Here is a 12,516-nt window from a genome sequence, read left to right on the forward strand (position 1 = left end):
GGCTCGCGTGAGCGAGCGCGGCGGGCGGTCCCCTCGCCGGGATCACGTCCCGCTGCGTCCCCCCGCCAATCCGGTGTCCCGCAGGGCGGTCATGCTGTGGCTGCTGGAAGGGGCGTTCTGGTCGGTCATCCTGGTCGGCGGCTCCTTCTCCCTGGCCCGGTGGATCGACGGCGACCGGTGGCCCTGGCTGCCCGTCTGGGCGGTGGACCACATCTGGTGGCTGCCGGTCCTCGTGGGGGTGCTCACCGTGCCGGCCGCGATCGTTGAGCCGTTCTGGCGCTACGCCGTACATCGGTGGGAGCTCAGCGGCGACGTCGTCTACGCGCGTTCCGGATGGATCGACAGGCAGTGGACGTTCGTCCCGGTCAGCCGGATCCAGACGGTGGACAAGGCGCAGGGCACGCTGGAGCGGGCGCTGGGGCTGGCCACGGTCGAGATCCGCACCGCCTCTCACGCGGGATCGTCCACGATCAAGGGTCTCGATTACGGGGTCGCCGCGGCCCTGGCCGAGGAGCTCGCCTGGCGGGCCGAAGAGCTGAGGGACGACGCGACGTGACCGAACCCTCCCAGGCCGTGCCCGACGGTCAGGGGTATGGGCCGCCGCCATTCAGCCCGGCGTTGCGGCTCAGCCCCAAAGTGCTGCTGACGGATCCGATCCGGATGATGCCCTCGCTCCTGCTCCCGCTGGCCGGTGTTCTGTTCCTCGGTGGGTTCTCGCCGAGTTCGTTCGGGTGGGCGGCCTTCGGTCTGGTCGGCTCGGTCCTCTACTCCGCGATCCGCTGGGCCACCTTCACCTACAAGATCGTCGGCGACAGGCTGGAGCTCACCAGAGCGCTGGTCAGCAGGTCGGTGCGGACGATTCCGCTGGAGCGTATCCGCGGCGTCGACGTCAACAACCCGCCTCTGCACCGGGTGCTCGGCATCGCCGTGCTCAGGATCGACACCGGGGCGGCCGGCGACAAGCAGGAGGGCGAGCTCGACGGGGTGACCGTCGAGGAGGCGGAACGGCTCAAGGCCGTGCTGCTCTGGCATGCCCGGGCCCGGACAGCCCGGCGCGCCCAGGCGCAGGAGGCGGCAGGTGCGCCGGGTCCCACGGTGCCGGTGGGCGGCCCGTCCGCCGATCCGCCCGCCGCCTCCGGCGCGCCGGCGGGAACCGCGGCTCCTCCGGTGGTCCGCCACGAGATCGGCGAGACGACCCCTGAGCGGGTGTTCTCCGTGGCGCCGCGCAGGTGGCTTGCCTACGGCCCCCTGTCGGGGGCCTACCTGCTGACCCCGTTCGCGCTGGTGGCCGGTGCCGTGGGCCTGCTGTTCCAGTGGGGCTCGGAGTTCGGTGCCGACAGACGGACCGTGGTGAGCGCGGGGGAGTGGCTCTGGGGGCACCCGGCCCTCCTCGTCGTCGCACTGGTGCTGCTGGTGCTCGCCATGCCGGTCGTCGGAATGATCATGTATGCCGTGTTCAACTGGGACTTCACCCTGCGTGGCAGGGAGGGCTACCTTGTCGCGGAGCGGGGTCTGATCACGCGCCGGAGCGTGTCGCTGGAGCGTCGCAGGGTGCGCGGGTTCGAACTGGTCGAAGGGCCGGCCGAGCGCGGTGCGGGGTTCGCCCGCGCGTGGGCGATCGTGACGGGTCTTGGCGACTCCGAGACCCGGGGCCAGCTGATGCCCGTGGCGCCCCGCGCCATCGTGCTCGACGTGGTGGGTGAGGCGATCGGCCCGATCGCCACCGGGCTGCGCGCGCACCCGATGGCAGCGCGCAGGCGCCGGCTGTTCCGGGCGGTCTTCCCGTGGCTGGTGACCACCGTCTGCGCCGTGGCGGCGGCCACGGCCTGGTCACCGCTCTGGTGGGGGCTCGCGGTGCCGGCTCTGCTCCTCGCGGTGCTGGGCGTCCCGCTCGGCCTGGACCGCTACCGGTCTCTCGGCCACACCTACGACGGGGCCCGACTGTCGGTCCGGTCGGGATCGCTGCGCCGCTCTCAGGCCGTGGTGGAGGAGCGGGCCGTGGTCGGCTGGACTCTGAGACAGACCTGGTTCCAGCGGCGTGCCGGTCTGCTGACCGTGGTCGTCGGGGTGGGCGCGGGCACCGGCGGTTACGAGGCGATCGACGTCGGCGAGGCCGAGGGGGTGGCCTTCGCCGCCGAGGTGACCCCCGGCTGGCTGGCCCCGTTCGTCGCGCCCCACTCCGCCGGACGGCCCTGATCTCCGGCTCTGTACGGCGGAGCGGGGGCGACCGGTGTCTCCCGGTCGCCCCCGCTCCGCCGGGGTGTGCGGTCAGTCCTGGCGGCGAGCGCCGAACATGATCTCATCCCAGGTCGGCACCGAGGCGCGCCGTCCCCGGGCCTTCTTCGCGGGCCGTGCCGGTGCCGGTTTCGGCGGCTCCGCGGGTTTCTCCGCCGGAGGCTTGTCGACGTCCGCCTTCCGTACCGCCGCCGTGTCCGCCTGCCGCGTGCTCTCCTTGACCGGTTCGGCCGCGGGAGCCCGCTCGTCCCCGCTGACACGTGCCGCGGGCACGGCTATCGAGGCATCCTGGGCCGGTGCCGCCTCGACCACGGGTCCGGGGGCGGGGGGCTCCTGTACCTCGCGTGTGGACTCCGGCCCGGAAGCGGGTGGCTGCTCCCGGACGGGCTCGGGTCCGGTCGGCTCAGGCGTGGCCTCGGCGGCGGGAGCGGTCTCGGGTGCCTCTGGAGTCTCGGCGACCTGGGTGACGGCGGTGGGTCCGGATTCGGTGATGACGGCTTCGGCCGGCTCCTCCGCGGTGACGGGTCCGGGTGCGGCGGGTCCGGGTGCGGGGCCGGTGATGACGGCTTCGGCCGGTTCCTCCGCGGTGACGGGTGCGGGCTCGGGTGCGCTGACCGGCTCCCACGCGATGACGGCGGCGGGTGCGGGCTCGGGTGTCCTGACCGGCTCGGGTGTCCTGACCGGCCCATATCCGGGCTGGTCCGGGGCGCGCAGCGGCGGCACCGAGGACCTCGGCGGCTCGTATCCAGGTGGGAGCGGCGGCATCGGCGGCTGCTCGTAGGCGGCCGGAGCTTCGGGCCGGGCGTAGGCCGCCGGGGGCTCGGGCTGGGCGTAGGCGGGCTTGGGCGGGGCCGCCGGGGGTGGCGGCTCGCTGCGTACCACCGAGGGGAACGACACCGGCGGCTGGTTCAGCGGCTCGGACACCAGCGGCGGCACCGGAGCGAGCTTGGTCACGCGCGGCACGAAGGGCGTGACGATGGAGTCCTCGACCGGCTCGACGTATTCGCCGGCGGACAGGCGCATGGCCTCATCGTCGTGGGGCGTGATGTGGCGCCGGCGCGGATCGAAGATCCACTCGGCGTTGCGGCTGTGACCGTTCCAGACGAAACCGAGCTTGATCCGCCACAGGTTGTCGTCCCGTTTGGCGGAATCCCAGTCGATCTCGTCGGCGGGCACGCCGCGACGGGTCAGCCGCTCGGCGACCAGGTCGCCGAGGGTGGGACCGGGAGCGGAGTCGCCCGGCAGCCGCACGGCGCAGCGCTGCGCCTGCTGAGCCATGTACTCACGTTCCTGGAGCACGGGGCCCTCGAACCACCGCACCCGCTCGACCGGGATGCCCGCCGTGGCGGCGATCTCCTCCGCGGTCTCGCCGGCACGGATCCGGGCCTGGATCTCCTTGGGGCGCAACGGACTCTCCACTTCGATCTCGTACTGGCCGAGACGGGAGAAGTTGCCGCGGACGGCAGCACGGAGCCGGTCGTCGACGGGCAGCGTGAACCGGGTCCCCCGGCCGGCTGTCGCCAGCACGAGATAGGTCCCGTCCTCACTCACCGCGACGAGTCGGAGCTCCTGCATGCGAGTCCCTTCGTCGTCGTGCTCAATCTTCCCCCGGACCCTTGAGTCTCTCGCGTGTGCCGGTTGCCTGCCAGCACCGTACCCGGCATGTCCGAACATCGCCTTCCTGGATGGGGCTCGCAGCGATGTGACGCCGGTCACATTTGCTCCATTCATCTGTTATCGGGCACCGGTATGGAGCAGCACGTTCAGGGTCCTCGACGGATTCTCCCGAATAACTCCGGGCGCCGTTGTGGACTTGGGCCAAGAGCCGAAAGACGGCGATGAGATCGGCCTGCCGGTCTCCGGGCGGAGTGGCGGCGGGTCTGAACGGCGGGAGAAGGTCATCTCCGGCGGACTCCCTCGGGGTTGAGCGGCGCGGGGCGTCTGCGAATCTGCCTGCCGCGCACGTCACAGCAACGGCAGACACGCCGACGTGTCTTTCTCCGTGGGAGGCTTTGCTCACCCCTTTACCGGAACCTTGTGACCAGGAGCCGATTCAGGGAAGCGGTGAAGACCGGAGGGCGGGTCAGCCCAGGACGGTGTCCAGATAGTCGTTGGCGAACATCCGCCGCGGGTCCAGCCGGTCCCGCAGTGCCTGGAAGTCGGCGAACCGGGGATAGACCGTGGCCAGGTAGGCCGCGTCGCGGGTGTGGAGCTTGCCCCAGTGCGGGCGCCCGCCCAGTCTGGTCATGATCTCCTCGACGCCCTCGAAGTAGGCCGGGTTCGGCGTCGGCCGGTAGGTGTGGCAGGCGACGTAGGCCGAGTCCCTGCCGTAGGCGGTGGACAGCCACGCGCCGCTCGCCGGGGTGACCCGCACCTCGACTGGGAAGCTGATCTTCCAGCCCCGCCGTTCCACGAGGTCGCGGGTCTCGCGGAGGGCCTGGCCGAGGTGCTCGCGCGGGACGGCGTACTCCATCTCCAGGAACCGCACGTCCCGCACGGTCGTGAAGATCTTGTAGGAGGTGTCGGTGTGGGTGGAGGTCGACAGCGCCGCCGCGGAGATCGAACTGAGCCGGGGGATGGCGCCCGGGAATCGTCGGCCGACCTCGCACACCGCGCCGAAAAGGGTGTTCTCCAGAAACCTGTTGTCCAGCCAGTGCCGGAACGGGCTCGGGGGGTCGGCCGGTCCGGCGCTCCGGTTGTTCCGCTTGGTCAGGCAGGTGTCGGTGTGCGGCAGCCAGAAGAAGTCCAGGTGCTCGTTGCCGGCGGTGAGCTCGTCGAGCGAGTCGAGGATCCCGCTCAGCGTCATGGGCTGCCGGGTGCTGCGCAGCAGGAACGCCGGCTCCACCCGGAGGGTCACGGCGGTCACCACGCCGAGGGCGCCCAGGCCGACGCGGGCCGCGTCGAACAGGTCCCGCTCACTCACCCCCTCGCGGATGTTCCCCGTGCCGTCACCGGACACCGTGACGACTTCGCCGTCGGCGAGCACCAGCTCCAGCCCGATCACCTGGTCGGCCAGTCCGCCGACCTTTCCTCCGGTGCCGTGGGTGCCGGTCTGGATGGCTCCGGCCAGCGTCTGGGTGGCGATGTCGCCCATGTTCGCCAGGGCCAGACCCATCCGGCCGAGTTCCTCGTTGAGCACGTCGAGGGGTGTCCCGGCCGCCGCCGTCACCCAGCCGTCACCCGTTTCGAGGATCCCCGTCAGCGCGTCCGGCCGCAGCAGCAGGCCGTCGGTCAGCGCGATCCCGGTGAAGGAGTGCCCGGTGCCGACCATGCGCACCCGGCGTCCCGAGGCGCCGACATCCCGTACGGCCCGCGCCACCTCCTCCGTCGAGGAGGGCGTGCGGACCTCCGCCGGAGTGGCGGACTGGTTCCCGGCCCAGTTGCGGAAGACCTCGCTCATACTCACCCTCGCTCCGTCCGCGAGTGTGAACGATACTCATGATTGTTGCTGGAGAACAGGGGTCCGCAGCCAGGCGGAACCACCGACACCGATGACCACGGCGATCATGGCGCAGGCGACGGAGAACCCGTAGGCGTTGGAGGCGCCGAACGTGTCGGTGAGGCGGCCGCCCGCCCAGGCGCCGAGCGCCACGCCGAACCCGATCGCGGTGGAGACCCATGACATGCCCTCGTTGAGCAGGTGGGCCGGGACCAGCCGCTCGATCAGCGTGTAACCGGTGATGATCGTCGGGGAGATGGCCAGCCCGGCGAGGAACAGCGCCGGGGCCATCACCCTGACGTCGCCGATCAGGGTGATCGGGATCAGCCCGGCCGCGAACACCCCGAGGGCGCGGACGAACCGGCTGCGCAGCGAGATCTTCCACTGTCGCGCGCCGTACCAGAGACCGGAGACCAGGCTCCCGCTCGCGACGGCGGCGAGCAGCAGCCCGGCGGCGGCCTTGGTGCCGTGCTCGTCGGCGAATGCCACCGTGATCAGATCCAGCGAGCCGAAGACCGCACCCATCGCCAGGAAGACGCACGACAGCAGGGCGACGCCGGGGATGGTGATCGGGCTGCCGGAGTGCCTGTCACTCCGGCGGACCGGTGGTTCGGTTCCGCGTTGCATCGCGAAGGCGAGGGTGCCCGAGACCGTGCAGACCAGGGCGACGATCAGGCCGGCGTAGGGGTTGACCATGGTGGCCAGAGCGGTGACCAGCGCGGGCCCGGCGACGAAGACGACCTCGTCGGCGACCGACTCGAAGGAGAACGCCGCGTGTAGCTTGGCCGATCCGGCCAGCAGATGTGACCAGCGGGCCCGCACGAGCGAGCCGAGCGACACCGCGCTCGCGCCGGTCGCGACGCCGGTGGCGAACAGGGCCCACACGGGCGCCCGGAACTCCGCGCAGAGCATCAGGCCCGTCAGCGCGGCGCCCTGCGTCAGGGTGAGCGGGACGATTACCCTGGCCTGGCCGAACCTGTCCACCAGACGCCCCGTCAGGGGAGCGGCGACGGCGTAGGAAATGTTGACGGTGGCCGCGACCGCGCCTGCCATGGCGTAGGAGCCGGTAAGGGTCTCGATGAGCAGGATGATGCCGATGCCGAGCATCGACATCGGCATCCGTCCGATGAATCCGGCGATGACGAAAGCCTTGACGCCGGGCATGCTGAACAGCCCCCGGTACGGCCCGACCACCGGCAGTCCCCCCCTCGCGCGTTCCAGGTGCAGATCGTACCGACGATTTCGTATCAAACTGCTGCTCGGCAAGCTGTTTTCCCGGCAACGGCACACACCGTGACCTGTTGGAGCTAACGTGAGCGCGGTGTCGCCTCTTCCCCGGTTGTGGGCTTTTGTCACGATCCTTGTCGTCGTGGCCGCGCTCGCGCTCGTCGTCGGCGCGGTGTTCGTCGCCACCCGCCCCACCGGCTCCCTCACGGCCGCCGCCGAGGCTGACGTCCGGGACCTGGCCGCGCTCACCCCGAGGTCCGGCCCTCCGGCTGCCGGACCGGCCCCGGCGCCCCTGAACACCGGCGGCCCCGAGATCACCCTCACCCCGCCCCGGCTGCTGGTCGTCGCCCAGGCGACGCTGCCCGAGCAGACCAAGGAGGACATCTCCCGGCTCAAATATGTGGAGAAGATCGACTCCTTCGACGGAGGTTCGGTCAGGGTGTCCGGGGTCGGGCTCAACCTGCTCGCGGTCGATCCGGCCCGGTTCCGCGCCTGGGCGCCGAAGGCCGTGGCCGAGCAGCCCGGTGTCTGGAGCGCGCTGGCCGACGGGGGGTTCGTCGCCGATAGTTCGGCGGTGCGCCGCTTCGGGCTGGTCCTCGGCTCGGACTACCAGGTCGACGGCGGCCCCCGGCTCCGGGTCGCGGCCTCCGCCTCGTTCGGCCTGCCCGGCGTGGACGGCCTGGTGAGCACGGAGACCGGGCGGCGGCTCGGGCTGCGGCCGGGCGTGGCGCTGCTGGTGAACGGGCCGGAGAAGGCCGTGGCGGCCCTGAACGCCCGGGTACGCAAGCTGCTGAGCTCGGGCGCCCAGGTGGTCACGGTGGGCGCGGGCCGTACGGCTGGCGCCGCCGTGAAGAAGCCGACCGTCAACGAGGCCGCCACCGGGAATCCGGCCACCGACGGGACCGTCACCGGTAAGGAGACGCGTGCGGTTCGGCAGGTGGCGGTCGGGCGGCCCGGCAGCTACCTGGAGCTGTACCGCAGGTCCGCGGTGGCCTGCCCGGGCCTGTCCTGGACGGTGCTGGCCGCGATCGGCCAGGTGGAGAGCTCGCACGGGCGGAACAACGGGCCGTCCTCGGCGGGCGCCCAGGGGCCGATGCAGTTCATGCCCGCCACCTGGAAGGCCTATGGCGTGGACGGAGACGGTGATGGCGTCGCTGACATCTGGAGCCCGTACGACGCCGTCCCCTCGGCGGCCACCTACCTGTGCGCCAACGGTGCGGGGCAGGGCGGCAAGAAGCTGGAGAAGGCCATCTGGTTCTACAACCACTCCTGGTCGTATGTCAGCAAGGTCATGTCCATCGCCCAGGCCTACGCCCGGGCCTACCCGTGACGGCTCGCCCCTGACGGCCGGGCCGGGCGGCGGGGAGGGGCGGGGCAGCAGGTGGCCTCGCAGGCGACCGGCTCCGGTTCGGCCAGCAACTCGCCGATCATCGAGACGAACCGGGGGTGGGTGCCCGCGGTGGCGGCCCTGGCCAGCGGCAGGCCGATCTCCCTGGCCACCTCCGCGGCCTCCACGTCGAGGTCGTAGACGACCTCCATGTGGTCGGAGACGAATCCGATCGGCACCAGCACCACCGCGGAGGCGTCGATCTCCCGCAGGTGGTCGCAGACGTCGGGCTCCAGCCAGGGGATGTGCGGGGCGCCGCTGCGGCTCTGCCAGACCAGGTCCCACCGCCGGTCGCCGCCCAGCTCGGCGGTGACCAGCGAGGCCGCCCGGCGCAGCTGCGCCTCGTACGCTCCGCCGCGCGGCCCGGCGGTGTCGGCCATCGAGACCGGGATGCTGTGCGCGGTGAAGACCAGGCGCGCGGCGTCCCTGTGCTCGGCCGGTAGTTCCGCCAGGGCCTGGCGGGTGTGGTCCACCATGGCCGCGACGAAGCCGGGGTGGTCGAAGTAGTGCCGGAGTTTGACGACCTCCGGGGCACCCTCCACCGCGACTCTGGCCAGCACGATGTCGTCGATGTACTGCCGGCAGGCCGAGTAGGAGCTGTAGGCGGCGGTGACGAAGGCCGCCGCTCTGCGCACTCCGTCGGCGGCCATCTGGCGGAGCGTGTCCTCCAGGTAGGGGTGCCAGTTGCGGTTCCCCCAGTAGACCGGCAGGTCGACGGTCGGCCGGACCGCCGCGATCAGGTCACGGCACTGCTGGTTGATCGGGCTCATCCCGCCGAAGCGCTGGTAGTGCGCCTCGACCTCCAGCAGCCGCTCACGCGGGATCTCCCGGCCCCGCACGACGTTCTCCAGAAACGGCATCACGTCGTCAGGCTTCTCCGGCCCCCCGAACGAGACGACGAGCAACGCGTCGTAAGTCCCCATGGCATTCATCAAACCGCATGCCGGGACGTCTCCGAGCAAGGCACAGATGATTTTCGCTGGAGGCTTCCGATTGGACATGAGACTGGCGACGATGTCCGATGTAGGTTCGGATCATGACCCCTTTCAACGACATTCGTGACTATGTCGGCCTGCCGCGAGTGGCGTCCCTGCGTCTCTCCCCTGACGGAACCCGTCTGGTCAGCGTGGTGCAGGCGCTGAACCCCGACGGCAAGTCCTACGGAACCTCCCTGTGGGAGATCCCTCTCGACGGAGGCCGGCCGTACCGGCTGACCCGCTCCGTCAAGGGTGAGGCCGGGGCGGAGTTCACCGCCGAGGGCGACCTGCTCTTCGGCTCGCGACGGCCTGATCCGACCGTCAAGGACGCCGACGAGGAGGTCCCGGCGCTCTGGCTGCTGCCCGCGGCCGGCGGCGAGGCCAGGCAGATCGCCTCCAGGCCGGGTGGCGTGGCGGGGTTCGCGACCGGCGGCCGGAGCGTGGTCTTCGGCTCCGACGTCCTGCCCGGTGACGAGGCCACCGAGAACGAGCGGCGCAAGGCCCGCAAGGAGGGCGGGATCAGCGCGATCCTGCACGAGAGCTCCCTGGTGCGCTACTGGGACCACGACCTCGGCCCCGGTGAGCCCCGGCTGTTCGCCGGGACCCTCGGCGACGACCGGCTGACCGAGGTCAGGGACCTCACCCCGCAGCCGGGCAAGGCGCTGACCGAGGCCTCCTACGACGTGACCCCCGACGGGGGGACGGTCGTGACGACCTGGGCGGTGCCGTTGCCGGCCGGTGACCTCCGCTACCGGCTGGTGGCGATCGAGACGGCCGATGCCGGAGCCCAGCGGGTCCTGGCCGAGCAGGACGGCTACGACTTCGACGGCCCGGTGAAGATCTCTCCCGACGGGCGCCTGGTCGCGTGCGTGCGCGGCAACCAGGCCACCGTCGACAGCATCCCCGAGCCCACCCTGTGGATCGTGGACCTGACCACCGGCGAGGGGCACGCCGCCGGCGGCGAGCTGTGGCCGGCGGACATCGCCTGGGCGCCCGACTCGCGGTCGCTGTACGTGGTCGCCGACCACCACGGACGCCGTCCGATCTTCCAGGTCCCGGCTGACGGCTCCGAGCCGGTACGGCTCACCCCCGACGACGCCGCCTACCTCTCGCTCAACGTCGCGCCCGGCGGCACCGTCTACGCGCTGCGCAGCGCCGTCGACAGCCCCGCGGGACCGGTCCGAGTCACCGGCGATGGCACGGTCGAGGCGCTGGCCTCTCCGGCGCCCGAGCTGGAGCTGCCCGGCACCCTGACCGAGGTCACCGCGACCACCGACGACGGCGTGACGGTCCGGGGCTGGCTGGTGCTGCCCGAGGGGGCCTCGGCGGAGAACCCGGCGCCGTTCCTGCTCTGGATCCACGGCGGCCCGCTGTCGAGCTGGAACGACTGGTCCTGGCGGTGGAACCCGTGGATCATGGCCCAGCAGGGCTACGCCGTACTGATGCCCGACCCGTGCCTGTCCACCGGTTACGGGCCAGAGATGATCCGGCGGGGATGGGCCGACTGGGGCCCGCGCACCCACGCCGACCTGATGTCGATCACCGATGCCGCGCTGGAGCTGCCCGAGGTCGACGCCACCAGGACCGCGGCCATGGGCGGCTCGTTCGGCGGCTACATGGCCAACTGGATCGCCGGGCACACCGACCGGTTCAAGGCGATCGTCACCCACGCCTCGCTCTGGCACATGGACCAGTTCGCCGGCACCACCGACGCGCCGATGTACTGGCAGCGCGAGTTCGGCCCGGTCGGCGGCGAGCTGTACAGCACGCTCTCCCCGCACCTGTCACTGTCGGAGATCTCCACGCCGATGCTGGTCATCCACGGGGACAAGGACTACCGGGTGCCGATCGGCGAGGGGCTGCGTCTCTGGTGGGACCTGCAGCGTTCGGGCGTGGAGTCGAAGTTCCTGTACTTCCCGGACGAGAACCACTGGGTGCTCAAGCCGGGCAACGTCGTCGTCTGGTACGAGACGGTTCTGGCCTTCCTGGCCCAGCACGTTCTCGGGCGGGAGTGGAAGCGGCCGGAGTCGCTCTCCTGAGCCGGGCCGGACACCTTTCCAGTGAACCCGGCAGGGCCACCGGAGCGACCTGTGAAACGATGAGAAAGGGAAGGGGGACCGTGACAGCGGAGAGTGCGGGGACCTTCGCCCGGCTGGCTGAGGAGATCGCCCGGGAGGCCGGGGAGATGCTCCTGGCCAAACGGCCGGCCCGGCCCGAGGTGCTGGCCACCAAGTCCAGCCCCACCGACGTGGTGACCGCGCTGGACAAGGCGTCGGAGGAGCTGATCCGCGCCAGGATCAAGGCGGTCAGACCGGACGACGCGATCCTCGGTGAGGAGGGTGGCTCGACCGGCGGCGGCCGGATCCGCTGGATCGTGGACCCGATCGACGGGACGGTCAACTTCCTGTACGGCCTGCCCGACTGGGCGGTCAGCATCGCGGTCGAAGTCGACGGCGAGGTGGTCGCGGGCGTGGTCAACGTGGTGCCCCGCGGCGAGGTCTTCACCGCGGCCAGGGGCGAGGGCGCGTGGCTGGCCGGGGAGCGGCTGCGCTGCAACACCGGCGTGCCGCTGAACCGGGCACTGATCGCCACCGGGTTCGGCTACGAGGTCGGGCGGCGGAAGGTCCAGGCGGAGGTGCTCACCCACGTGGTGCCGCGCGTGCGTGACATCCGCCGGGCCGGTTCGGCGGCGGCGGACCTGTGTTCGGTGGCGGCCGGCCGGGTGGACGGCTACTACGAGCGGGGCCCGCAGCCCTGGGACTACGCGGCAGGTGGTCTCGTCGCCACCGAGGCCGGGGCCAGGATCGGCGGCCTGAACGGCAGGCCGCCCAACCCGGAGTTCACGCTCTGCGCGGCGCCGGGCCTGTTCGAGGAGTTGCACGAGCTTCTGGTGCCGTTGAACCCGGAGCGCGACGCCTGAGGCGCAGCAGCTGAAGAGCTGAGGCGCGACAGCTGAAGAGTGGCACGCCCGCATCGCGGGCCTGGGGCGTCATCACGCCTGACACATGAAAAGCCCCCCGGTGGGTCACCGGGGGGCTCTTTCACATCGACGCTAGATGGGGACGCCGTTGTCTGTGGCCAGACGGCGGAGATCCTCGATCTCGGCGGTGAAGGTGTCGGCGAGGTAGTCATCGCCGCTGGACCTGGCCTCCTGCAGGTTCTTGTATGCCTGGTCGAGGCGGTGTTCGATCGTGGTGGTGAACTCGCCCATCTCACCTTCTTTCTAACGGGGACTGAAGGTATGGCTGACT

10 protein-coding genes are annotated in these 12,516 nt (G+C 71.3%); 5 read left to right on the forward strand and 5 right to left on the reverse strand.

The window, feature by feature from the left end:
- The first annotated feature begins 52 nt into the window (after nt 1-52).
- Together ACIN94_RS09155 and ACIN94_RS09160 are read left to right on the forward strand one after the other, a co-directional pair.
- Nucleotides 53-556 carry a PH domain-containing protein gene (locus ACIN94_RS09155; protein ID WP_400703023.1) on the forward strand — a complete coding sequence of 168 codons (504 nt, stop codon included), beginning with the start codon at nt 53-55 and terminating at the stop codon, nt 554-556.
- Entirely contained in the window at nt 553-2,196 is a 1,644-nt protein-coding gene (locus tag ACIN94_RS09160) for a PH domain-containing protein (protein ID WP_400701883.1), read from the forward strand. The genes ACIN94_RS09155 and ACIN94_RS09160 overlap by 4 nt, the downstream gene beginning before the upstream one ends.
- Nucleotides 2,197-2,268: 72 nt before the next feature.
- On the opposite strand, the gene sepH is transcribed toward ACIN94_RS09160, so the two are convergent.
- The 3 genes from sepH to ACIN94_RS09175 all read right to left on the reverse strand — a co-directional run bounded on the left by sepH (nt 2,269) and on the right by ACIN94_RS09175 (nt 6,868).
- Nucleotides 2,269-3,810: a septation protein SepH gene (gene sepH, locus ACIN94_RS09165; RefSeq protein ID WP_400701886.1), complete on the reverse strand. Its 1,542-nt coding sequence runs from the start codon at nt 3,808-3,810 to the stop codon at nt 2,269-2,271.
- Nucleotides 3,811-4,318: 508 nt separating this feature from the next.
- Complete coding sequence (locus tag ACIN94_RS09170) at nt 4,319-5,635, reverse strand: D-arabinono-1,4-lactone oxidase (protein ID WP_400703026.1); 1,317 nt, start codon at nt 5,633-5,635, stop codon at nt 4,319-4,321.
- A 36-nt stretch (nt 5,636-5,671) separates the two neighbouring features.
- Nucleotides 5,672-6,868 carry an MFS transporter gene (locus ACIN94_RS09175; RefSeq protein WP_400701889.1) on the reverse strand — a complete coding sequence of 399 codons (1,197 nt, stop codon included), beginning with the start codon at nt 6,866-6,868 and terminating at the stop codon, nt 5,672-5,674.
- A gap of 127 nt (nt 6,869-6,995) precedes the next feature.
- Here ACIN94_RS09175 and ACIN94_RS09180 point away from each other — a divergent pair, with 127 nt between their 5' ends.
- The gene (locus ACIN94_RS09180) at nt 6,996-8,231 is read left to right on the forward strand and encodes a lytic transglycosylase domain-containing protein (protein WP_400701892.1); all 1,236 of its coding nucleotides are present in this window, start codon (nt 6,996-6,998) and stop codon (nt 8,229-8,231) included.
- On the opposite strand, the gene ACIN94_RS09185 is transcribed toward ACIN94_RS09180, so the two are convergent.
- Nucleotides 8,222-9,211 (reverse strand): ferrochelatase, encoded by a 990-nt coding sequence (locus ACIN94_RS09185; protein ID WP_400701895.1) that lies wholly within the window; start codon nt 9,209-9,211, stop codon nt 8,222-8,224. The two genes, ACIN94_RS09180 and ACIN94_RS09185, sit on opposite strands and share 10 nt — an antisense overlap.
- A 113-nt stretch (nt 9,212-9,324) precedes the next feature.
- On the opposite strand from ACIN94_RS09185, the gene ACIN94_RS09190 reads away from it, so the two are divergent.
- Together ACIN94_RS09190 and ACIN94_RS09195 are read left to right on the forward strand one after the other, a co-directional pair.
- Nucleotides 9,325-11,304, forward strand: a complete 1,980-nt coding sequence (locus tag ACIN94_RS09190; RefSeq protein WP_400701898.1) for a S9 family peptidase — start codon at nt 9,325-9,327, stop codon at nt 11,302-11,304.
- Nucleotides 11,305-11,363: 59 nt separating this feature from the next.
- Nucleotides 11,364-12,185: an inositol monophosphatase family protein gene (locus tag ACIN94_RS09195; protein ID WP_400701901.1), complete on the forward strand. Its 822-nt coding sequence runs from the start codon at nt 11,364-11,366 to the stop codon at nt 12,183-12,185.
- A 132-nt stretch (nt 12,186-12,317) separates the two neighbouring features.
- Here ACIN94_RS09195 and ACIN94_RS09200 read toward each other — a convergent pair whose 3' ends face one another.
- The gene (locus ACIN94_RS09200) at nt 12,318-12,476 is read right to left on the reverse strand and encodes a hypothetical protein (RefSeq protein ID WP_400701904.1); all 159 of its coding nucleotides are present in this window, start codon (nt 12,474-12,476) and stop codon (nt 12,318-12,320) included.
- Between the last annotated feature and the right edge of the window lie 40 nt (nt 12,477-12,516).

It is taken from the genome of Streptosporangium sp. NPDC087985 (assembly GCF_044741965.1).
In the GTDB taxonomy this organism is placed as follows: domain Bacteria; phylum Actinomycetota; class Actinomycetes; order Streptosporangiales; family Streptosporangiaceae; genus Streptosporangium.

What these genes read in the sequence shown, in the direction of transcription:
- ACIN94_RS09200 (WP_400701904.1), bottom strand. Translation starts at nt 12,476, where the DNA reads ATGGGCGAGTTCACCACCACGATCGAACACCGCCTCGACCAGGCATAC.
- ACIN94_RS09190 (WP_400701898.1), top strand. Translation starts at nt 9,325, where the DNA reads ATGACCCCTTTCAACGACATTCGTGACTATGTCGGCCTGCCGCGAGTG.
- sepH (WP_400701886.1), bottom strand. Translation starts at nt 3,810, where the DNA reads ATGCAGGAGCTCCGACTCGTCGCGGTGAGTGAGGACGGGACCTATCTC.
- ACIN94_RS09185 (WP_400701895.1), bottom strand. Translation starts at nt 9,211, where the DNA reads ATGGGGACTTACGACGCGTTGCTCGTCGTCTCGTTCGGGGGGCCGGAG.
- ACIN94_RS09170 (WP_400703026.1), bottom strand. Translation starts at nt 5,635, where the DNA reads ATGAGCGAGGTCTTCCGCAACTGGGCCGGGAACCAGTCCGCCACTCCG.
- ACIN94_RS09195 (WP_400701901.1), top strand. Translation starts at nt 11,364, where the DNA reads ATGAGAAAGGGAAGGGGGACCGTGACAGCGGAGAGTGCGGGGACCTTC.